Origin of the sequence: Ferrimonas lipolytica, assembly GCF_012295575.1 — a bacterium.
Lineage (GTDB): Bacteria > Pseudomonadota > Gammaproteobacteria > Enterobacterales > Shewanellaceae > Ferrimonas > Ferrimonas lipolytica.
In genome coordinates this window covers 567,076-591,845 of record NZ_CP051180.1, presented here as the reverse complement: position 1 = coordinate 591,845, position 24,770 = coordinate 567,076, and the positions used below count along the sequence as shown (strand labels likewise).

Here is a 24,770-nt window from a genome sequence, read left to right as displayed (position 1 = left end):
GCAAAACGCCGGCGGGTCATCCCATCCGGCGTTCTGTTTAAGCAACGGTTTCGGTTTTATCGCGACTCGATTAGCCTAAACTGCGCTTATGCAGCTCTTGTACCGAGGTTACATTGCTACGGTCATCAGCGTTATGTGCCATACACGTTGCAAATGCTGCGTTCATAGTGGTGGTGTAATTCACCTTATAACGCAAGGCGCCTCGACGCAATTGACGCGAGTCTTCAATTGCTTGGCGGCCTTCAGTGGTATTTACGATGTAAGTGTATTCACCGTTCTTGATGCGATCCAGAATGTGCGGACGACCTTCATGCACCTTGTTTACCAAGCGAGGGTTGACGCCCGCTTCGCCCAACGCCACTGCAGTGCCGTGAGTTGCATCTAACTCGTAACCCAGCTCAATTAGTTTCTGTGCTAAGTCACCGATGCGACGTTTGTCACCGCTACGAACAGACAACAATGCACGGCCATTTTTCGGCACATCCTTGATGGCACCCAGCTGTGCTTTGGCGTATGCCTCAGCGAAGGTATCACCCACCCCCATTACTTCACCAGTAGAGCGCATTTCAGGGCCAAGCAGTGGGTCAACACCAGGGAACTTGTTAAACGGCAATACCACTTCTTTAACCGAGTAGTAAGGCGGGATAACTTCCTTGGTGAAGTTCTGCTCTTGAAGCGATTTACCAGCCATAACTCGAGCGGCAATCTTCGCTAGTGGAACACCGGTTGCCTTTGACACAAACGGCACGGTACGAGCTGCACGAGGGTTCACCTCAATCAGGTAGATAACATCGTCTTTAACTGCAAACTGCACGTTCATCAAACCAATAACGCCCAACTCTAAGGCCAGTTTGCGGCACTGTTCGCGCATCTGATCTTGGATGGATTGGCTTAAGGTATATGGAGGCAGTGAACAGCCAGAGTCACCAGAGTGAACACCCGCTTGTTCGATATGTTCCATGATGCCGCCGATAACCACATCGGTGCCATCACACACAACATCGACATCCACTTCGGTGGCGTCATCCAAAAATCGATCCAGCAACACTGGTGATTCGTTGGATACACTTACTGCTTCGCTAAAGTAACGGCGAAGATCTTGCTCGTCGTAAACAATTTCCATGGCACGGCCACCCAGTACGTAGGATGGGCGAACAACCAATGGATAACCAATGCGTTCGGCGTCGGTTACAGCTTGCGTCAATGCGGTTACGGTGCTGTTTTCTGGCTGTTTCAGGTCCAAACGTTCAACCGCTTGCTGGAAACGCTCACGGTCTTCAGCACGGTCAATCGCATCTGGGCTGGTACCAATAATTGGGACGCCAGCCGCTTCCAGAGCGCGAGCCAGTTTCAGTGGAGTTTGGCCACCGTACTGCACAATTACACCCTTTGGTTTCTCTACGTTGACGATTTCAAGCACGTCTTCAAAGGTAATTGGTTCGAAGTAGAGACGGTCTGAAGTGTCGTAGTCGGTAGATACGGTTTCAGGGTTACAGTTAACCATAATGGTCTCGTAACCGTCTTCGCGCATCGCCAGTGCCGCGTGCACACAACAGTAATCAAACTCGATGCCTTGGCCAATTCGGTTAGGGCCGCCGCCGATAACCATAATCTTCTCTTTCTCCGATGGATTCGCTTCACACTCATCCTCGTAGGTAGAGTACATGTAAGCGGTATCGGTAGAGAATTCAGCGGCACAGGTATCAACACGCTTATATACCGGGAACAAATTCAGCTTATGACGCAGTTTGCGTACTTCGGCCTCAGCCACACCAATCAGAGCAGCCAAGCGCGCATCAGCAAAGCCTTTGCGTTTTAAGGTGCGCAGGAAGTCGTAATCGAGACAGCGTAAACCACCCTCTTTCACCTGCTCTTCCAGCTGAACCAACTCTTCGATTTGCACTAGGTACCAGGGGTCGATATTGGTAATACGACGAATCGCTTCCATCGACAGGCCTGCACGGAAGGCATCGGCGATGTACCAAGCACGCTCACAACCCGCTTCTTGCAGTTCGTGGCGGATCTTAGTCAACGAGTCTACTGCATTCACATCAACGACAGAGTCAAAACCGGTCATGCCAGTTTCAAGTCCACGCAACGCTTTTTGCATCGACTCTTGGAAGGTACGGCCGATGGCCATCACTTCACCAACAGACTTCATCTGAGTGGTCAGGCGGTCGTCAGCGCCAGCAAACTTTTCAAAGTTAAAACGAGGAATCTTGGTAACGACGTAATCAATAGATGGTTCGAACGACGCTGGGGTTGCTCCACCGGTGATGTCGTTTTGCAGCTCATCTAGGGTAAAGCCAACTGCCAACTTGGCGGCAATCTTAGCGATTGGGAATCCGGTAGCTTTAGAAGCCAATGCCGACGAGCGGGATACTCGTGGGTTCATCTCAATAATAACCACACGGCCAGTCTTAGGGCATACGCCAAACTGCACGTTAGAACCACCAGTTTCAACACCGATCTCACGCAGTACCGCCATCGAAGCATTACGCATCAACTGGTACTCTTTGTCGGTTAGGGTTTGCGCTGGCGCAACGGTGATGGAGTCACCGGTGTGGATACCCATTGGGTCAAAGTTTTCGATGGAACAAACGATGATGCAGTTGTCCGCCTTATCGCGCACCACTTCCATCTCGTACTCTTTCCAACCGATAAGTGATTCATCGATCAACAGTTCGTTGGTTGGCGACAAGTCCAAACCGCGGGTACAGATCTCTTCGAACTCTTCACGGTTATAAGCGATACCACCACCGCTACCACCCATGGTGAATGATGGGCGAATAATACAAGGGAAACCTACTTCCGCTTGCACCGCGTTGGCCTCTTCCATGGTGTGAGCGATACCTGCACGAGGACACTCAAGACCAATAGACTTCATCGCTTTATCAAAGCGAGCACGGTCTTCCGCTTTATCGATAGCGTCAGCTGTGGCGCCAATCATCTCGACGTTGAACTCTTTCAGTACGCCTTTGGCCTCAAGCTCTAGGGCACAGTTCAGCGCGGTTTGACCGCCCATGGTTGGTAGTACCGCATCAGGACGCTCTTTGGCGATAATGTTGCGTACTACTTCCCAGTGAATAGGCTCGATGTAAGTAGCATCGGCCATCTCAGGATCGGTCATGATGGTGGCTGGGTTAGAGTTCACCAGAATAACGCGATAACCCTCTTCACGCAGTGCTTTACACGCTTGCGCGCCAGAGTAATCGAACTCACAGGCCTGGCCAATTACAATTGGGCCAGCGCCAAGGATAAGGATGCTTTTTATGTCGGTACGTTTTGGCATTGTTCTCTTCTCTCGCGCTTATTTCTGGGCCTTAAACTCATTCATCAGTCCGATAAAGTGATCGAACAATGGCGCCGCATCGTGCGGCCCTGGGCTCGCCTCTGGGTGCCCTTGGAATGAGAATGCTGGCTTATCGGTGCGATGGATTCCTTGTAAAGAACCGTCGAACAGACTTTTATGAGTTGCGCGTAGGGACGCAGGCAAGGTGGCTTCATCAACCGCAAAACCATGGTTTTGAGCAGTGATCATTACCCGTTGGTCGTCCAACTGTTGTACGGGGTGGTTACCACCGTGATGACCAAACTTCATTTTGATGGTTTGTGCACCTGAGGCTAAAGCCAACAACTGATGACCCAAACAGATACCAAATACCGGGATCTCAGTGGTCAGAATTTCGCTGATAGCATTGATGGCGTAATCACAGGGTTCTGGATCGCCAGGACCGTTAGACAGGAACACACCATCTGGCTGCATCGCCAACACTTCCGACGCTGGGGTTTGCGCAGGAACAACGGTCACATCGCAACCACGGTCAACCAGCATTCGTAGAATGTTGTGTTTCACGCCGTAATCGTACGCAACAACCTTGAACTTCAATGCAGTAGTAGGCGTATCTGATGGCAAGCCGCCAATCAGCTTCCAGCTACCTTGGCGCCATTGGTATGGCTTATCAACGGTAACTTCTTTGGCTAAATCCATGCCTTTCAAACCGGGGAAGGCTTGCGCTGCAGCCAATGCTTTTTCAACATTGTCTTCGCCAGCGATAATGGTACCTGCCTGCGCTCCCTTTTCACGCAAGATACGTGTCAGCTTACGAGTGTCGATGTCGGCAATGCCAACCACACCATGCTGTTTGAGGTAGTCACTTAAGGATTGTTCGTTACGGAAGTTTGAAGCTAAAACAGGAAGGTCGCGGATCACTAAGCCCATGGCGTGAATCGCTGCGGATTCGGTATCTTCGGCATTGGTGCCGGTGTTGCCAATGTGGGGATAAGTAAGAGTAACAATTTGGCGGGAATAAGAAGGATCGGTCAATATCTCTTGGTAACCCGTCATGGAAGTATTAAAAACGACCTCTCCGGCCGACATTCCTAACGCACCTATGGATTTACCACGGAAAACAGTTCCGTCCTGGAGCACTAACAGGGCAGTTTGTTTCAACTTGACCTCCACCAATATAAGTTATAAGTTTTTGGTTTCTATGCCTTTACGGCAGCAGGGCAATATGCAAAAAGCTAATTTTTGACAAATTCCGCGAACTATACCAGCGAAAACCTCATTTGCCTATATATTCACAATAAAAAAGCACGCTAATTGCGTGCTTTTTTATTTAACTATTCTCGAAACCGAGTACTTGCTGCATATCATACAAACCGGCGGGCTTTTCAATAAGCCATTGCGAGGCTCGCAACGCACCATTAGCAAAGGTGCTCCGGCTGGTCGCCTTATGGGTTATCTCTATCCGCTCACCGATATCTGCAAACAGCGCGGTATGCTCACCGACCACATCCCCGGCACGAGTGGTAGCAAAGCCGATGGTATTAGGGTCACGCTCGCCTTCGATACCTTCACGACCATAAACTGCGCATTCGTTAAGATCACGACCTAAGGTAGCTGCGATTACTTCGCCCATCTTAACCGCAGTACCCGATGGGGCATCTTTCTTAAAACGATGATGTGTCTCTTGGATCTCAATATCGCATTGCTCGCCCATCACATCGGCAGCAATCTTTAATAAGCGGAACATAAGATTAACGCCAACGGCCATATTCGGCGCAAATACGATTGGCATCTCGGTAGCCAACTGCTGTAACTGCAGCTGTTGCTCTGCATTGAGACCGGTGGTGCCGATCACCATCGATTTACCTAATGCCTTACACTGCTGTGCATAGGCTAAGGTTGATTCTGGTGAGGTGAAATCAATCAATACATCGAAATCATCAGCGACCTCTTCGATAGTTGCTGCCAACGCTACATTGGCGGTACCACGGCCAACAAGCTGACCAGCGTCGCACCCAACTAAGGTTGAACAGGAGCGCTCCAGCGCAGCACCTAGCTCGATGCTTTTATGCGCCATAACCGATTCAATCAGTGTTCGCCCCATACGACCACTGGCGCCAGCGATAGCAACTCGAAGATTTTTCAATGTACATTCCCCACAAATCTATTAGCGCCACCAAGGTGAATTAAACTCACCACTTAGTGACTCAATCGATACTTCTTAATTAGAGTGTGACTGTCGTCAATTCGCGCACTATATACATTTCTGCGGCAACAAAAAAGGGAAGCCGAAGCTTCCCTTTGTTTTTACTGATTCCCTATTACAGGATTTCCAGTAATTCAACCTCAAATACTAGGGCTGCGAAAGGAGGAATTGCACCACCAGCGCCTTGCTCGCCGTAAGCTAGGTTGTGTGGAATAGCCAGCTTAACCTTGGTACCTACAGGCATGGTTTGCAGTGCTTCAGTCCAACCAGCGATAACACCGCCAACTGGGAAGTCTGCTGGTTCGCCACGATCTACAGAAGAATCGAATACACGACCGTCGGTGAAAGTACCGTGGTAGTGACAACGAACAGTAGACTCAGCGGTAGGCTTTTCGCCTTCGCCTTGGGTCAGGATCTCAATCTGCAGACCAGACTCGGTAACGGTAACGCCGTCACGTTTAGCGTTTTCTGCCAAGAAAGCTTCGCCTTCGCCAGCAGCTTCTTTAGCTTTGGCTTCAGCTTCAGCACGCATGCGCTCAGAGATAACCTGAAATGCTTGCTGTAGATCAGCTTCTGGAACTACAGACGCAACGCCGTTCATGGCATCTGCCAAACCAGCTTGTACTGCAGCGATATCAACGCCTTCAAAGCTCTGGCTAGCCAGTTGCTCGCCCATTTGACGGCCAACGCCGTAGCTTACTTTCTGTTCAACAGACTCAAAAGTCATCATTTTTTCCATTTTTAGTGGGTTTTAAAGGTGCGAATAATACCACCAACCAACGCGCTTACCCAGCGCCAAGCCAATGATTATGGGACTTTACAGCTTGGTCGGTAACCTTGTTGTTGTGCCTGTTTATAAAGGGCTTGAGACTCTGGCTGCCGATTGCTCAATTCAGTAATGCGCGTGTCATGAGAGGGGTGAGTCGACATGAATTCTGGTTGGGCTGAGCCACCAGAGGCTTTGGCCATGTTTTGCCACAACGTAATCGATTGAGCAGGGTCAAATCCAGCGCGCGCCATCAACTCAATACCGATGACGTCCGACTCGCTTTCTTGCTGTCGGCCAAATGGCAATATCACCCCATATTGCGCTCCTAAGCCTAAGCCAGCCATGATCATATCTTGGTTGGGTGTACCAGTAGCACCAAGGGCAACTTGGATCATCTGCATGCCCATCTCAGTTGCTTGACCGCGAGATACTTGCTCGTTGCCGTGATCAGCTAATACGTGACCAATCTCATGGCCGATAACCGCCGCCAATTGATCCGGTGTTTGCGCTGCTTTTAGGAGACCGGTATAGACACCAATGTGGCCACCAGGCAGAGCAAAGGCATTTACTTGGTCAGAGTCAAATACCACCAAGTCCCAAGACTCGGTTTGACTGGCATCGATGGCTTGCAGGTGCTCCGGTTTGGTCAGTGCTGCAGTCACGCACTGAACATAAGCATTAATCGCCTTATCGGTGCTGATCTTCTCTTTCTGCTTAATTTGCTCAAACGACTGGTCACCCATGGTTCTCATTTCATCAGCGCTAAACATAAGTATTTGATCGCGCCCCGTAGGTGACGTTGCAGTACACGCCACTAACCCAAATAACCCGGCGGTAATCAGCATTCGTTTCATTTTTGACTTCCTTATCTTGACTGGAAACACCTATCTAACATTTCCATATATTAACAGCACAAGCCCATCAATATAAAACCAACACCAAAGTTCATCGCCGTTGCCGATTGTTTCCCAAGGGAATGGCAGCATCGCTCCGCTAAGTTGCTGCCAGTTCTCGTGGTTTAGCGCTTTATAGCTGCAAATGTTGGTCTAAGAAGCCGACAATCTTTTGATAATATGCTTGGCGCGTTTCGGGATCTGCCAGGCTATGCCCTTCCTTATCCATCTCCATGTATTGATAGGGGTAACTTATCTTATCTAACTTAACTCGCAACGCCTCTACCTGCTCCACTGGCACCCGCTCATCCTCTTCACCATGAATCAGCATCAGCGCCACTTTCAGCTTATCGACGTTATTTACTGGGCTATATTGCTGCAGCTGCGCTTTGTCGTCACCCAGCACCTGATTGAGGTAGTTGATACCAGTTCGACGAGTTTGGATGTCGCCGTTATCAAACATCATCTCAAGATCATATACCCCCATGCTGCCAACGGCACATTGGAATAGATCCGGTTCCAGAATAGAGCTTTGCAACGCCGAATAGCCGCCAAAGCTGGCACCGTAAATACACATCCGTTTGGGATCAGCGATGCCCTGCCCAACCACATATTGGGTACCGTCAATGATATCGAACTGACTTACTCCCCCCCATTGACGATAGCCTGCTTGCTCAAATGCACGGCCAAAGCCACCAGAACCACGGAAATTAACTTGTAACACCGCATAGCCATGACTGGCCAACAATTGGGTTTCGTAGTTATAACCCCAACGATCACGGATCCCATGAGGGCCGCCATGAGGGTTAACCACCATCGGTAACTTCTTGGCAGTACTTAATTCAAGCCCCGGGGGTAACGTCAGATAGGCTTGGATCACTTTGCCATCTCGAGCGGTAAACTTTATCGGCTCAACCAATGACGCGGTTCGCTCATCAACCCAGCTGCGGCTCTCAACCAACGGTCGCAATTGGTTATTGCCTTTATCAAACAAAAAGAATGACACCGGCTGTTGATCACTGCGTACTGCCACAACCGCTTTCATACCATCGAGGGTTTCGCTGGCTATCTGTACCTGCTTGCCAGGAAATGACGCCATTAAGCTTTTCAACACCTTGGCCGACGGATGCTCACCATCGATAAATACGTAATTAGGAAAGTCTGGTTCCACCAATATGGCGTAAAGGTCACGACCGTCAGGGCTGGTAAAGGTGTCCGATGGATCAACTTCATTATCTTTAAATAGCAGCTTCATGCTGCCGTCGCGTACATCCATCTTGTAGATGCCATTGATATCGCCACCTAAGTTACTCAAGGCATAGACATGGTGTTGTCCGGCAAACGCCAATGGCTTAAAGGTGCCTCCGCGTTCCCCTTCAGAATCTATGGTTTGCCACTGGTCTCCACGTTTATCGCGATAACGTACATCCCATTTACCATTGAGCCTTTCACCGGCAATAAAGCGAACATCACCGTTTTTATCCGCTAGAAAGTAAGCGTTAGGGATTGGCGAACGGCCTAACTCACGCGCTTGACCGTTGTAGATATTAACTTTAAGGATCTCCGACAGACGTTCACCGGTGCGGCTCATCGGTTGGGAGGCCATTAACACGTAGTCATCGTCCTCAGGAAGCAGGTCGATAATGCTTCCCCAAGCACGGCGAGATTCCTGCTTTTTAACCCGCACCCCGACGCTACCACCTCCGCGATAACCAAAGATGTACTTATCTTTGCTTCCATCAGCATTAACCGCATACCACTCACCGGTATCAAGTGCGCCAGCCAACCACCCTTTAAAAATACTCAATGAGACTAACAAGCGATTATCATTGCCCCAGTGGAACTGGCCAACTTCTTTATTATTACCAAAGCGAACAATATGCTTAACCGCCATGGTTTTGGTCTCAAGGATTGCCACTACTTGCTGGCCATCTTTTGGCATACGTATCGCCAAATAGGTACCTTTAGGGGAGATTTTCACCCCGTTGTAGCTGCTGGCTTGAGTGAAATAGGAAATGTCAGCTTGAGTTTCCGCCGGTACCAGAGGCACAGCTAACAAGCTTACTAGCAGTAATATTATTCTTACCATCATTGCTCTCTTTTCATCCGTGAAACGTATGAATTTAACACAATAAAAGTTCAGTACATAGCCAGTGCGACGGTGACATTTTCAACAATTCTGCAAGAGAACATGGTTACGGCCGCAATTTAACCCTAATGGAGTAGACAATCTCCGCGAACAGGTAAAAAATCTCTTAGATTTCATTTTCCCTAAGAGGTTTCTAGTGCGCTTTTTCACCCTGATTTTAACCACACTGCTACTGCTTACCGCACCTGCCCACGCCTCCTTTAAAAAGGCGATCGATGCGAACATTAAATACGACACCGACGTTGTAGTGTATTCCAGTAAAGATTGTCCTTACTGTGAGCGTGCCAAAGAGTACTTCACTGAGAAAGAGATCGATTTCCGTATGGTAAGCATCGACGACGACAAAGTAGCCGCCGCCGAGATGCAGCTATTTGGTGGCACCTCGGTGCCGGTACTAGTGGTTGAAGGAAAGGTGTTGCAAGGGTTTGTCCAAACCCACGTACGCCAGCTATTGGAATCCACCGGTAAATTGGAACCTCAACAGTAATTATCGGTACCTATAAAAACGGCCACTCAATTGAGTGGCCGTTTTAGTTTGAGCGGCTCAACGCCTAACTGGTGAGGTCGTCAAAGAACTTCTTCACACCATCAAAGAAGCCTTCCGCTTTCGGGCGGTGCTTATTGCTGTTGCCTTCAAAGCTTGACTCCAGCTCTTCCAACAGCTCTTTTTGACGGCTGGTCAAGTTAACCGGAGTTTCGATGATCACTTTACAGATAAGATCGCCAACCGCATGACTACGAACGGATTTAACGCCTTTACCACGCAGACGGAACATACGACCACTTTGCGTCTCAGCAGGCACCTTCAATGACACTCGACCATCCAAGGTTGGTACTTCAATCTCGCCACCCAGTGCAGCACTGGTGAATGAGATTGGCACTTCACAATAGAGGTTATTGCCATCGCGTTCGAAGATTGGGTGATCTTTGACGTGCATCTGTACATACAGATCACCCGCTGGTGCGCCCATTGGACCGGCTTCGCCTTCACCGGCTAAGCGAACACGGTCACCAGTATCAACACCTGCAGGAATGTTAACCGACAAGGTCTTGGTCTTTTCAACGCGACCTTCGCCATGACACTTGTTACAAGGATCCTTAATCACCTTGCCACGACCGCCACAGGTAGGACAGGCTTGAGCTACTGCAAAGAAGCCTTGGCGCATTTGTACTTGGCCTTGGCCATGACAGGTACCACAGGTTTGGGCACTGCTGCCCTTCTTCGCGCCACTGCCATTACAGCTGTCACATTCAGACAGTGAAGGGATCTTCAGCTCTTTTTTACAACCCTTAACCGCTTCTTCCAAAGACAGTTCAAGGTTGTAACGCAGATCGCTGCCGCTTTGCTGTTGTTGACGGCCGCCACGACGACCACCGCCACCGAACATATCGCCAAAAACATCACCGAAGATATCTTCAAAGCCGCCAGCACCGCCGCCGCCACCAAAGCCACCGCCGCCGCGGTTTGGATCAACACCGGCATGACCAAACTGATCGTAAGCGGCGCGCTTTTGGCTGTCGGTAAGAATTTCATAGGCTTCTTTTGCCTCTTTAAAGCTCTCTTCCGCCGCCGCATCACCAGGGTTGCGGTCAGGGTGGAACTTCATTGCCAAGCGTTTGTAAGACTTTTTAATGTCCCGTTCGCTAGCATCTCGGCCTACACCAAGAATTTCGTAGTAATCGCGTTTTGACATAATCTGCGTCGCGTTCCGTGTTACTCGATAAATATGGAAAAGCGGGCATCCGGTTTACCGGACGCCCGCTCAAATAGCTATTTAAGCAGCAAGAAGATGCTCAACAAGAATTACTTCTTGTCTTTAACTTCTTCGAACTCGGCGTCCATTACGTCATCAGCCGCTTTCGCTTGTGGCTGCTCATCAGCACCGCCAGCTTGTTGCGCTTGAGCTTGCTGTTGAGCAATTTCCATCAGTTTCTGAGACGCTTGAATCAGCTCCTGAGTCTTAGCTTCCATGGCTTCTTTGTCGTCGCCTTTGGTTGCTTCTTCAACCGCTTTACAAGCCGCTTCGATAGACTCTTTGTCTTCAGCAGACAGTGCGTCGCCAGCTTCTTCAACCTGCTTGCGAGTACCGTGAACCAGACCGTCAGCTTGGTTGCGAGCCTGTACTAGCTCTTCAAACTTCTTATCTTCTTCAGCGTTCGCTTCAGCGTCGTTCACCATCGCGTTGATCTCGTCTTCAGACAGACCAGAGGACGCCTGAATGGTGATCTTCTGCTCTTTACCGGTGCCCTTATCTTTCGCAGATACGTGCAGGATACCGTCAGCATCGATATCGAAGGTTACTTCGATTTGTGGCATGCCACGTGGTGCTGCTTGGATACCTTCTAAGTTGAAGTTACCCAAAGACTTGTTGCCTTGAGCTTGCTTACGCTCGCCCTGCAGAACGTGAATGGTCACGGCAGACTGGTTGTCATCAGCAGTAGAGAATACCTGAGACTTCTTGGTTGGGATGGTGGTGTTCTTCTCAATCAGAGAAGTCATCACGCCGCCCATGGTTTCGATGCCCAGAGACAGCGGGGTAACGTCCAGCAGCAGTACGTCTTTAACGTCACCAGCCAATACGCCACCTTGAACTGCTGCGCCCATGGCTACCGCTTCGTCAGGGTTCACATCTTTACGTGGCTCTTTGCCGAAGAAGTCAGCAACAGCTTGCTGTACTTTAGGCATACGAGTCTGACCACCAACTAAGATGATGTCATTTACGTCAGAAACAGACAGGTCAGCGTCGTTCAGCGCAACCTTCAACGGCTCCAAAGAACGGATGATCAAATCTTCAACCAAAGACTCCAGCTTAGCGCGGGTTACTTTGATGTTCATGTGCTTAGGACCGGTTGCATCTGCAGTGATGTACGGCAGGTTAACGTCGGTCTGCTGAGCAGAAGACAGTTCGATCTTAGCTTTTTCTGCGGCTTCTTTCAGACGCTGCATTGCCAGTGGGTCGTTTTTAAGATCGATGCCTTGCTCGTTCTTAAACTCGTCTGCCAAGTAGTTGATCATACGGTTATCGAAATCTTCACCACCCAAGTGGGTGTCACCGTTGGTCGCTAGAACTTCAAAAGTTTGTTCGCCGTCAACGTTGTCAATTTCAATGATGGAGATATCAAAAGTACCGCCACCCAAGTCATATACTGCAACTACGTTGTCGCCAACAGTTTTGCCCATACCGTATGCCAGTGCAGCAGCGGTTGGCTCGTTGATGATACGTTTAACATCCAAACCAGCAATGCGGCCTGCGTCTTTGGTTGCTTGACGCTGGGCGTCGTTGAAGTATGCAGGAACGGTAATTACCGCTTCAGTTACTTCTTCACCTAGGTAATCTTCGGCAGTTTTCTTCATCTTCTTCAGAACTTCTGCAGAAACCTGAGGCGCAGCCATTTTGTTGCCTTGCGCTTCAACCCAAGCATCACCGTTATCAGCTTCAACGATGTTGAATGGCATGATGTCGATATCACGCTGAACCACTTCGTCTTTAAAACGACGACCGATCAGACGCTTGATAGCGAACAAGGTGTTGTGTGGGTTAGTAACAGCCTGACGCTTCGCTGGTTGACCAACTAAGGTTTCACCATCGGTGTAAGCGATAACAGACGGGGTAGTACGATCGCCTTCTGCGTTTTCAACAACACGCGGCGCATCGCCGTCCAAAATAGCAACACAAGAGTTAGTGGTGCCTAAATCAATACCGATGATCTTTCCCATCGAAAGCCTCCGAAAACTTTTACAATAACGACGTATAAACAGTTAAAAACTAAGTGGGGTCAGCCCAACGCCCTTTCAAGGGAGACGCGCAATTATTTGCGGCCGACTGAATCTGAAAAGATAAATGGGGTTGGCTGTTTGGCTTTCAAGGCCTTTACTAAAAAAAATTGGAATTCTCATAATCGCCACAACACAGATTGTATACAATATACAAAGTTATTAGTCCCCTACTCAGTTAAGTTGACAGCAACCGTGAAAAATCAAACCCGCGCCCTTCAGTTTGGCTTCGCCGCCGTCCTCTGTTGGTCAACCGTCGCCACCGCCTTCAAATTGGCGTTAGAACACCAATCTCCAGCGCAATTGGTACTGTTTGCCTCGCTGTTTTCCTGCGTGATATTACTAATAATCGTCGCGGTTAAAGGGCAGCTTTCGCAATTAGGTCGGCAATGGCGCCAAGCACCACTACATTATCTGCGCAGTGGCATCCTTAATCCTTTCTTGTATTACGCCGTACTGTTTGCAGGCTACGATCGCTTGCCAGCGCAACAAGCCCAAGCACTTAACTACACCTGGGTTATTGTGTTGTCGTTCTTGGCGGTGCCAATGCTCAAACAAAAGCTCAAATTGTGGGATCTGGTTGCGGCACTGTTTGCCTACTGTGGGGTGGTGGTTATCGCTACCGGCGGCGACTTCAGTACCTTTAGCGTTGCTGATCCTACCGGTATAGTGTTGATCTTAACCTCAACCATACTTTGGGCGTTGTATTGGATTGTAAATACCAAGCAACAAGGCAATGCCATTGCGGGCTTACTGTTAGGTTTTTTAGTTTCTCTGCCATTGAGCGCGGCGTTGTGCTGGTACCGGGGAGAACTAACAATTCCAAACTGGCAAGGGCTAGCCGGAGCCGCTTATGTGGGTATGTTTGAAATGGGCATCACCTTTGTCTTGTGGCTCACGGCAATGCGTTTAGCTGAACACACCGCCAGCCTCAGTAACTTAGCGTTCTTAGGCCCATTTATGTCGTTGATGTTTATTTCGCAGATATTAGGAGAAGCGATTGCTAGCGCTACAGTCATTGGCTTGATGATGATTATCGCGGGGCTGATCCTACAGAAAATTGGCCCAAAAGTAATAAAGCTGGTGCGTAGAACTAATGCACCAGCACCAACCAATTAAACGCCTGTATACCAATTAAGTGTTGTTCTTTCCAAGGCTGTTAAAGCACCGACGTGGCGAGTGTTGATACAAGGGCAAAGCAATACCGTCGTTGATCTTCTGCCGCATTGGAGCAGTCCAGTTAAGCGGTAACAGTGCCGCTACTATGAGCTCGCCGCATTACGCAGCAATTGGCTCAAATTGCTGTCAGCGGCTGATGCAGGGATACATAAGCCAATACGACGAAACATTCGCGGTGCCATTAATGGCACCGCTTTTAGTTGTGCACAGCCCTCTAATACTCCCGATGGCAAAAACGAGATCCCTAGCCCAGCACATACCATATGGCGTACCTGGGTTTTATGAGCTGCTTTAGCGACTAAGTTAACCGCAAAACCACCACTGGCAAGCAAGCTTAATGTTTGTTGATGTGCCTCACAGGCGGCACACTCAATAAAGGAGTATTGATCCAGCTGCGCCAACGGCACTTGTTCAAGTTGCGCCAGCTCATGTTCTACCGGTACGCACAACTGATAATCCTCTTCCCACAGCGGCAAAAACAACTCTTCGTCGCGTTTTAGTACGTCCAATGTAAGTCGAGCGTCGGTGTCGTTATCGTCGTGATCACACAGCTCAATCTGTAATCGTGGTTCAGCCGCTTGGCACCGAGCAATAAATTTAACCAACTCCGACGGACTAAGGTCATGAAAGTTAGCCAGACGTAATTTAATTTTATCTTGGCGCTCAGCAAACATCGCCGGTAGTTCATCAGCTTGGCCTAACAAACGGCGAGCAAGGGGGTAGAGCTGATGAGCGTCATCGGTAAGATCGACCCCGCGTTTATGTCGAGTAAACAGTATGGCACCAAGTTCCTCTTCTAACTGTTTGATTGAACTAGACAAAGACGGCTGAGAAACAAAGCAGCGTTGTGCTGCCACCGTCATATTTCGCTCTTCAAATACCGCCACAAAACAGCGTAGCCGACGCAGATCCATAGGGAATACCTATTACAGACAAAGAAACAAAGTATTTTAGACCGATAACGTCTATCCCTATAGTGTCCGCCATCACGTTGTCACAGCGACAACGAACTAATTGGAGTTACTACTATGACTAAGCCACTTGTTGTTATTACCGGCGCCTCTTCTGGTATCGGCGAATCCACTGCCCGTACCCTATCTGCCAAAGGCCACCCGTTACTGCTGTTGGCTCGTCGTGTAGAAAAGCTAGAAGCACTTAACCTGCCTAACACCATGTGCCGTAAAGTAGACATCACCGATGTAACTACCTTCGAAGCAGCCATCAAAGACGCACAAGCGCAGTTTGGTCCGGTAGATTGCTTGGTTAACAACGCCGGTGTAATGCTACTGGGCGACGCTCACACTCAAAACCCAGCAGAATGGAACACCATGGTTGATGTAAACATCAAAGGCCTATTAAACGGTATTCACCTGGTGTTGGCTGGTATGCGTGAGCGTAAATCTGGCACCATCATCAACATCTCTTCTATCGCAGGTTTCAAGACCTTCCCGAACCACGTGGCTTACTGTGGCACCAAGTTCGCGGTACACGGCTTATCCGAAACTCTCCGCGAAGAAGTATGCGGTGACGACGTTCGAGTTATCGTTATCTCCCCAGGAGCGGTAGACACTGAACTGCTGAGCCACACCACCCGTGACGACATCAAAGAGGGTTACGGCGAGTGGAAAGAGCAGATGGGCGGCGTTCTAGAAGCCCAAGACGTGGCGAACGCCATTGATTATGCTTATGGCCAACCACAAAACGTTCATATCCGTGAGATTGCTCTGACTACAACTCGTCAGCCTGCATAATCTAAGCGAATCAATTAGCTGTATACGAAGTCCGCATCTTGCGGGCTTTTCTGTTTATTGAGTAAGCTAAAGGGGTTTGGCGTTATGTGACATTGAATGTTGCAGTGGTGGTATCCCTATGGAACACTGCCCGCCGTTTTCAGGGGGATTTATCGTTGCGTTCAAAATTGCTACCGGCACTGGCTCCATTGCTACTGTTGTTGTTACCGTGCTCCAGCATAGGCAAAGCGCGTACCGTTGATTCCGTTATTACCGCTTACGGCCCTGATGCACGAGCTCGGCTAGCTCCCTACTTTACTCGTTTACCAAAAAACTTTAGAGCCATCGGCGCTAAATTGGTGGCGTTAAAGGAGCAGCGTTCGTTAGAGATTTGGCTGCAAGGCACCAATAATGATTGGCACCACCTGCGTGATTATCCAATCAAGCGCGCCAGTGGCACCCTGCGCCCGAAGATGCGCCAAGGTGATCTCTTGGTTCCCGAAGGAGTCTATCGCCTCGACGCAGCCAACCCCAATAGCAAGTTCCATCTGTCACTTCGTATTGATTACCCCAACAGTGTTGACCGTTTCTACGCCGAGCAAGAGCAGCGTGGCGATCTTGGTGGCGACATCTTTATCCATGGCCGCGAAGTTTCCACCGGTTGCTTAGCTATGGGGGATCAATCGATAGAAGAGTTGTTTGTATTGGCGCACGACATCGGCTTGGAAAACATTGAGGTAGTGATTACTCCGAAAGATCCGCGCTTAGGCATTATCGAACGGCCTCGAGATCTGCCCACTTGGGTTGAAGTGAAGTATGAAAACATTGAGCGCAGCGTGGCCGAGTTACAGGCCAATAACCAACATCGCTGGTATTGATCGACGTGGATATCACAGATACAAAAAAACCGAGCCTAGGCTCGGTTTTTCAGTCTTACAAATGCGCAATATTACTGAGCAACCATCACCATCGCCGGACGCAGTAAACGACCGTTTAGGGTATAGCCTTTCTGCATAACCGCCATCAGAGTATTGGACTTATGATCTGGGCTTGGCACCATTGAGATGGCTTGATGCAGTTCCGGGTTAAAGGCATCGCCTTCAACACCAACCGCTTCGATGCCAAACTTGGCAACAGAATCGATAAAGCTCTTATGGGTTAGCTCAACGCCTTCCAAAATTGCTTGTGCCGCTTCAGAGTCCTTATCGCCCGCGTCTTGTGCGCGCTCCAAGTTATCCAATACCGGCAACAGCTCTTTAGCAAACTTCTCTAGAGCAAAATCACGGGCCTTTTGCACATCAATAGCGCTACGGCGACGGATATTGTCTACTTCAGCTGCAGCACGCATCTTGATGTCTTTCTCACCATCAATAGCACCACGGGCTTGCTCGAGCTCGGCTTCTAACTGCGCAATACGTTCATCACGCTCGTCTACTAATTCTGCATCCACCGTTTCTGCTTCTACAGACTCAATCTCTTCTTGCTCGACAACTTTCTGCTGCTCGTCGCTCATCACAACTCCACCAAAATCACTTTATTCACTGAAACTCTGAGCCTATTATGGGGATCAATGTCTCTACTTCAAGGCCGCGCGGCGGTTTTTATGTCTAAGCCCTTTCATACAATTGGCCTGATTGGCAAACCCGATCACGATGGCGCTAACCAAACTTTGCGTAAATTGTTCTATTGGTTAGAGCAACAGCACTACGAAATCCTGATTGAAGAGCGTATCGCTAAGCAACTCGGCTGCAATAAAGCCGAAGCGTTAACCTTATGTGAGCTCGGAGAACGCTGCGATTTGATCATCGTTGTCGGTGGTGACGGTAATATGTTGGGAGCAGCCCGAGTGCTGGCTCGCTTTGACGTAGCAGTAATTGGAGTAAACCGAGGTAATTTGGGTTTCTTAACCGATATCTCGCCAGATGACTTTGAAGAGCCACTAGCACAAGTGCTTAGCGGTGAATATGAAACCGAGTTGCGTTTTTTACTGCAAGCGGAGATCTATCGTCACGGCCAGTTAACCTCAAGTAATACCGCCATGAACGAAGCGGTTCTCCACCCCGGTAGAGTGGCCAACATGATTGAGTTTGAGGTGTATATCGACGACCAATTTATGTATAGCCAACGTGCTGACGGCATGATTGTATCCACCCCAACCGGCTCCACCGCCTACGCGTTGTCTGCCGGCGGCGCCATTTTAACGCCGAACCTAAATGCCGTGATCTTGGTACCTATGTTTCCGCACTCACTGTCTGGACGACCAATCGTAGTGGATGGCAACTCAGAGGTTAAGCTTATCGCCTCACCGGATATGGGCTCACGTGCTTTAGAGGTTTCTTGTGACGGCCACATTACCTTAGCGGCATTGCCGGGTGATGAAATTTTGATCCGTCGTGCCCAGCATAAACTGCGCCTGATCCATCCTAAAGGGCACAGCTACTTCGAAGTGCTCAGAACCAAGCTCGGTTGGGGTAGCAAGCTGTTCTAAACTTCGCCCTACTACCAAGCCACTGACTGACGATGGCGTAAGAACTGCCCAGATGGGCCGTCATTTGGTAGCAATGCCGCCCAAACAATATCGGCGGCGGCTTGCTCTGGGCTCCGATCTGCTGCGGCGCCGCCCATGTCAGTTCGCACCCACCCGGGGCAAACCGAATTCACCTTAATGTTCTGTAACGCAACTTCGGCTGCAAGTACCGCCGTTAAGGCATTAAGACCCGCTTTCGAGATCCGATAAGCGGTGATTTTTGGCCCCATCTGATTTAACGCACCGTAGCCCGAAGAAACATTAACCACCCGCCCATAACCTCTGTCGATCATCATTGGCATCAGTGCACGGCACAGGTATATCGGCCCCATAAGATTGGCATCGATGGTTTGTTGCAAACGGGCGTCATCTAACTCAAATAGGGTGAGATCAGCATCTAAATAGACAGCAGCGTTATTGATCAAAATATCCAACTGACCAAATCTGGCCGAAATTAACTGGCTCAGGTTTTCAACATGTTGCTGGTTACTTACCTCCAACGTCGCTGCCGTAGCGCTGCCGCCTCGCTGTTCAATCTCAGCCACCGTGGCTAGCGCCAATTCCGCCCGCCTCGCGGTACAAACAACGTGAATATCTCGCTCCGCCAACTGTAATGCACAGTGGCGCCCTATCCCTCTGTTAGTACCGGTTACCACTGCAACTTGTTGCGTCATAGCCTCTCCCTTTCCTATCTCGAACCAAAGAAAATCAGCCTAAAGCCTTTACCGATGAAAAAAACCACATATACTGTTCTTCCATACAGTACTTATGTTTACCTATACAGGGCTGCCCATGCTAAGCCAATTAACCGTTAGTAACTTCGCTATCGTTAAGTTTCTTGAGTTGGACTTTAACGCCGGAATGACCAGCATTACTGGTGAAACCGGTGCCGGCAAATCAATAGCTATTGACGCACTTGGCTTGTGCTTAGGCTCGCGTGCCGAAGCTGGCATGGTAAGACCCGACGCTGAGCGTGCTGATCTGTCAGCGTGCTTTGATATTAGTGCTATTCCAGCCGCTTGCGCGTGGTTACAACAAAATGAATTAAACGACACCGACCATTGCATTGTCCGGCGAACCATCTCTGCCGAAGGTCGTAGTCGTGCTTGGATCAATGGTCATCCTGTGCCATTGGCACAACTGAAAGGCTTGGGAGAGCTACTGGTCAGTGTGCATGGGCAACATGCCCACCACAGTATGTTGCACAGCGAAGTGCAGCTGGATCTACTCGATCAGTACGCTGGCCACCATAATCTGCTCAACGCCTGCCAAAAAAGTTACCTGTCATGGAAACAGATAGATCGACAAATCCAACAATTACAGCAGCAACAGGCGCAGCGCCAAGCTCGTAGCCAGCTACTGGAATACCAAGTACAAGAATTGGATGAGTTTGGACTGCAGATCGATGAATTCGAACAGATAGAGAGTGAGCATAAACGGCTCGCTAACTGCGGTACCTTGCTCGAACAAAGCCAACGGGCAATCTACCTACTCAGTGAAGGCGAAGATAACTCGGTACAATCGTTACTGCAGCAGGCGATCAGTGAGGTTGAAGCATTGCACAGTGATGATCCCGCCTTCGCCGAGTCACTCGCGATGTTGCACGAGGGAATGATTCAGATCCAAGAAAGCAGCAATGAGATTGAGCATTACCGCGCCAGCCTCGAGATGGACCCTGAGCGATTCAACGAGCTGGAACAGCGTATGTCACGAGCGATGACGCTAGCGCGAAAACACCAAGTCAATGCCAACCAATTGGCCGAACACCATCAAGCGTTGGCCGATGAACTGGCACAACTATCTGACAGCGACTCCCAGTTGGAAGAGTTGCAGCAGCAGCGCAGCCTTTGTGTTGAGCAGCTGCAGCAGCACAGCAGCAAGCTCCACAAGAGTCGCTGCCGTTTTGCCAAAGAGCTAAATAAGTTGGTGACTGCCAACCTCAAAGAGCTGGCGATGCCCCACGCAAAATTCGAAATCGAGGTAGGTTACATCGATGAGCAACTCAGCCCACAAGGCAGCGACAAGGTACAATTTTTAGTTACCACTAACCCCGGCCAACCATTGCAGCCTATCGCCAAAACCGCATCTGGGGGTGAACTGTCACGTATCGGCCTGGCTATTCAGGTAATTACCGCCCGAAAGGTAGCCACACCAACATTGATTTTTGATGAGGTTGACGTGGGGATCTCCGGGCCAACCGCTGCGGTAGTAGGCAAAATGTTGCGTCAGCTCGGACAATCCACTCAGGTATTCTGTGTAACCCACTTGCCTCAGGTTGCAGGCAACGGCCACAACCATATGTTTGTATCCAAACAAAGCACTGGCCGCAGCACCGAAACACATATGGTGGCATTACAACTGCAACAACGCATCGACGAACTGGCGCGTTTGCTGGGCGGTGACACAATTACTGAAAATACCAAAGCGAACGCTCAAGAGCTGCTAATTCAGTGATCACCTGCTAAAAATAGCCGTCCTGCGGTGAACCATTTGGGTATTTAGCTGAGATAAAAATCAAGCGAATTAAGTTTCAGAACCGACAGTGAGAACCATGATCAGCGTCACTTTACTTAGCGATGGCTAGGCGTAATTTAGGGGGCAGATAAGGTTTTCAATTCGTCAGTAGGAGTTACTAATGACTGCAACAAAATTTTTTATCCCTGCAGTAAATACCATCGGCCAAGGCGCACTTGATGTTGCCGTCGACGATATTGTTGCGCTTGGTTTTAAGAAAGCATTGATTGTTACCGACAAACCCTTAGTTGAGCTTGGTATGGTCGAAGGACTTACTAGCAAACTAAAAGACAAAGGCATCGACGCCATTATCTTTGATGGCACTCAGCCTAACCCCACCACAGGCAACGTGGTCGCTGGTTTAGCAATGCTGACGGAAAACCACTGTGACTTTGTCATCTCCTTCGGTGGTGGCTCACCACACGATTGCGCTAAGGGTATCGCTCTAGTGGCCGCCAATGGCGGTAAAATCCAAGATTACGAAGGCGTAGACCAATCCGAAAAACCACAGATGCCACTGGTGGCCATCAACACCACCGCGGGTACAGCTTCTGAGATGACCCGTTTTTGCATCATCACCGATGAATCTCGCCATATTAAGATGGCTATCGTTGATAAGCACACCACCCCACTGCTGTCGGTCAACGACCCAGAGCTGATGAAAGCCAAACCAGCTTTCCTCACCGCTGCCACCGGGATGGATGCACTAACCCACTCAGTTGAAGCGCTAGTGTCCACCGCAGCAACACCAATTACCGACGCCTGTGCCGAGAAGTCCATTGCGCTTATCGCGACTAACCTACGCCAAGCGGTAAAACAAGGTGACGATATTGATGCCCGCGAACAGATGGCCTACGCCCAATTTTTAGGTGGCATGGCCTTTAACAACGCCTCGCTTGGCCATGTGCACGCGATGGCGCACCAATTAGGTGGCTTCTACGATTTACCGCACGGAGTGTGTAACGCACTGCTGCTACCACACGTACAGGCCTTTAACGCACCCGTTGTTGCTGCCAAACTGAAACTGGTAGCACAGCTTATGGGTAAGGATGTTGCAGGATTAACTGACGATGAAGGCGCTCAAGCGGCACTGGAAGCAATTAAAGAGCTCGCACTAGAGATTGGCATCCCACAAAGTTTGTCTAGCCTTGGCGTAAAAGAGGAAGATATTCCAACGCTCGCCACCAATGCACTAAACGATGCTTGTGGCTTAACTAATCCACGTGAGGCAACTCACGACGATATCTGCCAGATCTTTAAAAACGCATTGTAAGCGCTAACCAACATTTCGATTAGGGGCCTGAATGGCCCCTTTTTTGAACTTTCCAGTTATTGTTCACACTAACTTCCCAACAACAGCGCCCTTTACGCTGGTTCCGTACCGGCTATCGCTGCTGAAACATAGACGCAGTGGCCTTGGCTTGGGTATGATGCCAGCTCAGATAAATACGGATATAGAGAGTAGGATGAAGCAGTTCAGAAACCTGATGCTTGCGGCGGCCGTTACTGCCGGTCTAAGTGGTTGTACTCATTTTGAGTGGTTGGTTTACAAGATTGATGTACCCCAAGGCAACTTTATTGAGCAAAGCCAAGTAGAAAAGCTGCGGGTCGAGATGACCAAAGAGCAGGTTGAGTTCGTCCTAGGTAAGCCGGTATTACGCGACAGTTTTGCGTCAAATACTTGGTATTACGTCTACCAGTACAAGAATGGCCGTACCGATGAGATCTCAGAGAAAGAGCTTATTGTTCACTTCACTGACGATAAAGTTGCCTCTGTAACCGGTAACTACGAGCTAGATGAAGAGTTCAATACGCCGTTAAGTGTTGACCAGTAAACACCTTAATCAGCACAACAAAAAGCCGACATTATGTCGGCTTTTCTATTTTCGTCGGTTTTGCTATTTAGCCCGCAGTGGATTGGGCTTACCGCCTGTAGTTGCGTCAGCACGACCTTCCTCTTTGGCCTTTTCAGCACGACGCTTACGCACCTCTCGAGGATCTGCCAATAACGGCCGGTAGATCTCAACACGATCACCATTAAACAATTCCTGGCTTGGCTTAACCGTGCGACTAAATATGCCTACCTTGTGTTTTTTTAGATCAATATCAGTGTACCGCTCCAACACCCCACAGGTTTGCACCGCCTCTTCTACCGTTGCTCCTTTGGGCAGGTCAACTTTGCGCACAAACGCCTCATTAGGCAGGGCGTAGACCACCTCGATGGTAATAGTGTCGGTCATTTGTATACCTCTTTGGCACGCTCGCTAAACGCTTGCACCATACTCTGCACAACCTCGCTAAACACCCGCCCAAAAGCTTTAGCTACCAATGGACTGGCAAACTCAAATTGAAGCTGAAACTCAATTTTACAGGCATCTTCTCGTAACGGGGTGAAACTCCACTCGCCAGACAAACTCTTAAATGGTCCATTCTCCAGCGCAAGAGTTATCGATTTACCGGCAATCAATTGATTGCGTGTGGTAAAGCTATGGCTCAAGCCAACTTTACTGACCGAAACCGAGGCAACCATCATATCCTCATGGTGTTCTACTACTTGGCTCGCTACGCACCCAGGTAAAAATTTAGGGTAAGACGCAACGTCGTTAACCAGCGCATACATCTGTTCGGCACTAAAGCGAACCAACGCACTGCGATTAATCTCTGGCATTTCGGTACTCCATTCATCACATTGCGCTAGTTTGCCACAGCTGAAGCGATACCAAAACGTCGTAAGACAGGTATAATGTCGCTCATATGGCTAAGAAAAATTCAAAAAAATCCAAGTCCACCTCCACAACTATCGCGCTGAACAAAAAAGCGAAGCACGAATATAAGTTTTTGGAGAAGATTGAGGCGGGTCTAGTCCTTCAGGGCTGGGAAGTTAAGTCGCTGCGGGAAGGGAAAGTAAACCTCACCGATTGCTACGTAATCATTCAACGGGATGAGGCCTATTTAGTGGCCTGTAACATCACACCACTTTCAGTCGCATCTACCCATGTGATCTGCGAGCCGATGCGCCCACGCAAACTGCTGCTGCACCGGCGCGAGCTGGACCGTTTGATCGGTCAAGTTGAGCGTTCAGGGCATACACTGGTACCAGTGGCGCTGTACTGGAGCAAATCTAACGTCAAGTTAGAGGTTGCACTAGCACAGGGTAAACAGCTGCACGATAAACGCCAAGATTCGAAAGAACGCGATTGGCAACGTGAAAAATCACGAGTTATGAAGGGTAGCCTGCGCTAACTGCTGGTTGTCTGTACAGTTTGCTATTGGAGCTTATGCCACATCAATGGTAAACTGCGTTTTCTACTTGGGGCTGATTCAGGATTCGACAGAATATTTGAAACCCTAGGAGCATGCCGTGGGGCGGTTGGCCACGTAAAAAGCCGCAAAAAAATAGTCGCAAACGACGAAAACTACGCACTAGCAGCCTAATACGCTGTGTAGTGCCTACCTCTGAAGCCCCGCTTGCTGGCTGAAGATCAAAGGTAGTCAAACCCTGCATGATCGCGTGGACTCTTTGTCGGGAGAGAAAGCGTTAAAACTAATCCGACTCACCCGATAGAACCCTGTCTCTGGGGGTCTTGAAAGGTTAAATAAATCAGTGACTAAGCATGTAGTGCCGACGGCGTAGATGTTTTGGACGCGGGTTCAAATCCCGCCAGCTCCACCAAACGTTTGGAAAAAGGCTTGATTCTCTTAGAGTTTCAAGCCTTTTTTGTATTCTAAAGATATG

General features: G+C 49.4%; 22 protein-coding genes and 1 other RNA gene. 10 read left to right on the top strand and 13 right to left on the bottom strand.

The genetic code is table 11. The annotated features are described in order from the left end of the window. Positions 1-70 precede the first annotated feature (70 nt). The 6 genes from carB to HER31_RS02850 all read right to left on the bottom strand — a co-directional run bounded on the left by carB (position 71) and on the right by HER31_RS02850 (position 9,252). A complete protein-coding gene (gene carB / locus HER31_RS02875; protein ID WP_168659177.1) occupies positions 71-3,292 on the bottom strand; it encodes a carbamoyl-phosphate synthase large subunit in 3,222 nt (1,073 codons plus the stop codon). An 18-nt stretch (positions 3,293-3,310) separates the two neighbouring features. After that, positions 3,311-4,465, bottom strand: coding sequence for a glutamine-hydrolyzing carbamoyl-phosphate synthase small subunit (carA, locus tag HER31_RS02870; RefSeq protein WP_202983595.1), 1,155 nt, complete (start codon positions 4,463-4,465; stop codon positions 3,311-3,313). A gap of 157 nt (positions 4,466-4,622) precedes the next feature. Next, a complete protein-coding gene (gene dapB / locus HER31_RS02865; protein WP_168659175.1) occupies positions 4,623-5,438 on the bottom strand; it encodes a 4-hydroxy-tetrahydrodipicolinate reductase in 816 nt (271 codons plus the stop codon). Between the two features lie 175 nt (positions 5,439-5,613). Next, complete coding sequence (locus tag HER31_RS02860; protein ID WP_202983594.1) at positions 5,614-6,228, bottom strand: BamJ family beta-barrel-assembly machinery protein; 615 nt, start codon at positions 6,226-6,228, stop codon at positions 5,614-5,616. A 77-nt stretch (positions 6,229-6,305) separates the two neighbouring features. Then, positions 6,306-7,121, bottom strand: coding sequence for a M48 family metallopeptidase (locus HER31_RS02855; protein ID WP_168659174.1), 816 nt, complete (start codon positions 7,119-7,121; stop codon positions 6,306-6,308). A gap of 172 nt (positions 7,122-7,293) precedes the next feature. Beyond that, entirely contained in the window at positions 7,294-9,252 is a 1,959-nt protein-coding gene (locus HER31_RS02850; protein WP_168659173.1) for an alpha/beta hydrolase family protein, read from the bottom strand. Between the two features lie 193 nt (positions 9,253-9,445). On the opposite strand from HER31_RS02850, the gene HER31_RS02845 reads away from it, so the two are divergent. Then, positions 9,446-9,796, top strand: coding sequence for a glutaredoxin family protein (locus tag HER31_RS02845; protein ID WP_168659172.1), 351 nt, complete (start codon positions 9,446-9,448; stop codon positions 9,794-9,796). A gap of 64 nt (positions 9,797-9,860) precedes the next feature. On the opposite strand, the gene dnaJ is transcribed toward HER31_RS02845, so the two are convergent. Then, on the bottom strand, positions 9,861-11,003 hold the full coding sequence (gene dnaJ / locus HER31_RS02840; RefSeq protein WP_168659171.1) for a molecular chaperone DnaJ: 1,143 nt from the start codon (positions 11,001-11,003) through the stop codon (positions 9,861-9,863). Positions 11,004-11,113: 110 nt separating this feature from the next. Further along, positions 11,114-13,027 carry a molecular chaperone DnaK gene (dnaK, locus tag HER31_RS02835; protein ID WP_168659170.1) on the bottom strand — a complete coding sequence of 638 codons (1,914 nt, stop codon included), beginning with the start codon at positions 13,025-13,027 and terminating at the stop codon, positions 11,114-11,116. Between the two features lie 252 nt (positions 13,028-13,279). Here dnaK and HER31_RS02830 point away from each other — a divergent pair, with 252 nt between their 5' ends. Continuing rightward, positions 13,280-14,203, top strand: a complete 924-nt coding sequence (locus HER31_RS02830) for a DMT family transporter (protein ID WP_168659169.1) — start codon at positions 13,280-13,282, stop codon at positions 14,201-14,203. 143 nt (positions 14,204-14,346) lie between these two features. Here HER31_RS02830 and HER31_RS02825 read toward each other — a convergent pair whose 3' ends face one another. After that, positions 14,347-15,177, bottom strand: a complete 831-nt coding sequence (locus HER31_RS02825; RefSeq protein ID WP_168659168.1) for a LysR family transcriptional regulator — start codon at positions 15,175-15,177, stop codon at positions 14,347-14,349. Positions 15,178-15,291: 114 nt separating this feature from the next. On the opposite strand from HER31_RS02825, the gene HER31_RS02820 reads away from it, so the two are divergent. Together HER31_RS02820 and HER31_RS02815 are read left to right on the top strand one after the other, a co-directional pair. After that, positions 15,292-16,014 (top strand): SDR family oxidoreductase, encoded by a 723-nt coding sequence (locus tag HER31_RS02820; protein WP_168659167.1) that lies wholly within the window; start codon positions 15,292-15,294, stop codon positions 16,012-16,014. Between the two features lie 86 nt (positions 16,015-16,100). After that, entirely contained in the window at positions 16,101-16,871 is a 771-nt protein-coding gene (locus tag HER31_RS02815; protein WP_168659166.1) for a L,D-transpeptidase family protein, read from the top strand. A gap of 71 nt (positions 16,872-16,942) precedes the next feature. Here HER31_RS02815 and grpE read toward each other — a convergent pair whose 3' ends face one another. After that, positions 16,943-17,506, bottom strand: coding sequence for a nucleotide exchange factor GrpE (gene grpE, locus HER31_RS02810; RefSeq protein WP_168659165.1), 564 nt, complete (start codon positions 17,504-17,506; stop codon positions 16,943-16,945). A gap of 90 nt (positions 17,507-17,596) precedes the next feature. Between grpE and nadK the strand changes: the two genes are divergently transcribed. Further along, positions 17,597-18,481, top strand: coding sequence for an NAD(+) kinase (gene nadK, locus HER31_RS02805; protein ID WP_168663112.1), 885 nt, complete (start codon positions 17,597-17,599; stop codon positions 18,479-18,481). Positions 18,482-18,492: 11 nt separating this feature from the next. Here the strand turns inward: nadK and HER31_RS02800 are convergent, their stop codons facing one another. After that, a complete protein-coding gene (locus HER31_RS02800; protein WP_168659164.1) occupies positions 18,493-19,194 on the bottom strand; it encodes an SDR family NAD(P)-dependent oxidoreductase in 702 nt (233 codons plus the stop codon). Positions 19,195-19,312: 118 nt separating this feature from the next. On the opposite strand from HER31_RS02800, the gene recN reads away from it, so the two are divergent. The 3 genes from recN to HER31_RS02785 all read left to right on the top strand — a co-directional run bounded on the left by recN (position 19,313) and on the right by HER31_RS02785 (position 22,869). After that, positions 19,313-20,974, top strand: coding sequence for a DNA repair protein RecN (gene recN / locus HER31_RS02795; protein ID WP_168659163.1), 1,662 nt, complete (start codon positions 19,313-19,315; stop codon positions 20,972-20,974). A gap of 181 nt (positions 20,975-21,155) precedes the next feature. Then, positions 21,156-22,307: an L-threonine dehydrogenase gene (gene yiaY / locus HER31_RS02790; protein WP_168659162.1), complete on the top strand. Its 1,152-nt coding sequence runs from the start codon at positions 21,156-21,158 to the stop codon at positions 22,305-22,307. Between the two features lie 193 nt (positions 22,308-22,500). Further along, a complete protein-coding gene (locus HER31_RS02785) occupies positions 22,501-22,869 on the top strand; it encodes an outer membrane protein assembly factor BamE (protein WP_168659161.1) in 369 nt (122 codons plus the stop codon). A 63-nt stretch (positions 22,870-22,932) separates the two neighbouring features. Here HER31_RS02785 and HER31_RS02780 read toward each other — a convergent pair whose 3' ends face one another. Together HER31_RS02780 and HER31_RS02775 are read right to left on the bottom strand one after the other, a co-directional pair. Further along, entirely contained in the window at positions 22,933-23,274 is a 342-nt protein-coding gene (locus HER31_RS02780) for an RnfH family protein (RefSeq protein WP_168659160.1), read from the bottom strand. Next, positions 23,271-23,702: a type II toxin-antitoxin system RatA family toxin gene (locus HER31_RS02775; RefSeq protein ID WP_168659159.1), complete on the bottom strand. Its 432-nt coding sequence runs from the start codon at positions 23,700-23,702 to the stop codon at positions 23,271-23,273. The genes HER31_RS02780 and HER31_RS02775 overlap by 4 nt, the downstream gene beginning before the upstream one ends. A gap of 86 nt (positions 23,703-23,788) precedes the next feature. On the opposite strand from HER31_RS02775, the gene smpB reads away from it, so the two are divergent. Both smpB and ssrA read left to right on the top strand, forming a co-directional pair. Further along, positions 23,789-24,277 (top strand): SsrA-binding protein SmpB, encoded by a 489-nt coding sequence (gene smpB, locus HER31_RS02770; RefSeq protein ID WP_168659158.1) that lies wholly within the window; start codon positions 23,789-23,791, stop codon positions 24,275-24,277. A gap of 69 nt (positions 24,278-24,346) precedes the next feature. After that, positions 24,347-24,707, top strand: a transfer-messenger RNA (tmRNA) gene (gene ssrA, locus HER31_RS02765). The last annotated feature ends 63 nt before the right edge of the window (positions 24,708-24,770 follow it).

What these genes read in the sequence shown, in the direction of transcription:
- carB (WP_168659177.1), bottom strand. Translation starts at nt 3,292, where the DNA reads ATGCCAAAACGTACCGACATAAAAAGCATCCTTATCCTTGGCGCTGGC.
- HER31_RS02860 (WP_202983594.1), bottom strand. Translation starts at nt 6,228, where the DNA reads ATGATGACTTTTGAGTCTGTTGAACAGAAAGTAAGCTACGGCGTTGGC.
- HER31_RS02855 (WP_168659174.1), bottom strand. Translation starts at nt 7,121, where the DNA reads ATGAAACGAATGCTGATTACCGCCGGGTTATTTGGGTTAGTGGCGTGT.
- HER31_RS02850 (WP_168659173.1), bottom strand. Translation starts at nt 9,252, where the DNA reads ATGATGGTAAGAATAATATTACTGCTAGTAAGCTTGTTAGCTGTGCCT.
- dnaJ (WP_168659171.1), bottom strand. Translation starts at nt 11,003, where the DNA reads ATGTCAAAACGCGATTACTACGAAATTCTTGGTGTAGGCCGAGATGCT.
- dnaK (WP_168659170.1), bottom strand. Translation starts at nt 13,027, where the DNA reads ATGGGAAAGATCATCGGTATTGATTTAGGCACCACTAACTCTTGTGTT.
- HER31_RS02825 (WP_168659168.1), bottom strand. Translation starts at nt 15,177, where the DNA reads ATGGATCTGCGTCGGCTACGCTGTTTTGTGGCGGTATTTGAAGAGCGA.
- HER31_RS02820 (WP_168659167.1), top strand. Translation starts at nt 15,292, where the DNA reads ATGACTAAGCCACTTGTTGTTATTACCGGCGCCTCTTCTGGTATCGGC.
- grpE (WP_168659165.1), bottom strand. Translation starts at nt 17,506, where the DNA reads ATGAGCGACGAGCAGCAGAAAGTTGTCGAGCAAGAAGAGATTGAGTCT.
- nadK (WP_168663112.1), top strand. Translation starts at nt 17,597, where the DNA reads ATGTCTAAGCCCTTTCATACAATTGGCCTGATTGGCAAACCCGATCAC.
- HER31_RS02800 (WP_168659164.1), bottom strand. Translation starts at nt 19,194, where the DNA reads ATGACGCAACAAGTTGCAGTGGTAACCGGTACTAACAGAGGGATAGGG.
- recN (WP_168659163.1), top strand. Translation starts at nt 19,313, where the DNA reads ATGCTAAGCCAATTAACCGTTAGTAACTTCGCTATCGTTAAGTTTCTT.
- yiaY (WP_168659162.1), top strand. Translation starts at nt 21,156, where the DNA reads ATGACTGCAACAAAATTTTTTATCCCTGCAGTAAATACCATCGGCCAA.
- HER31_RS02785 (WP_168659161.1), top strand. Translation starts at nt 22,501, where the DNA reads ATGAAGCAGTTCAGAAACCTGATGCTTGCGGCGGCCGTTACTGCCGGT.
- HER31_RS02780 (WP_168659160.1), bottom strand. Translation starts at nt 23,274, where the DNA reads ATGACCGACACTATTACCATCGAGGTGGTCTACGCCCTGCCTAATGAG.
- HER31_RS02775 (WP_168659159.1), bottom strand. Translation starts at nt 23,702, where the DNA reads ATGCCAGAGATTAATCGCAGTGCGTTGGTTCGCTTTAGTGCCGAACAG.
- smpB (WP_168659158.1), top strand. Translation starts at nt 23,789, where the DNA reads ATGGCTAAGAAAAATTCAAAAAAATCCAAGTCCACCTCCACAACTATC.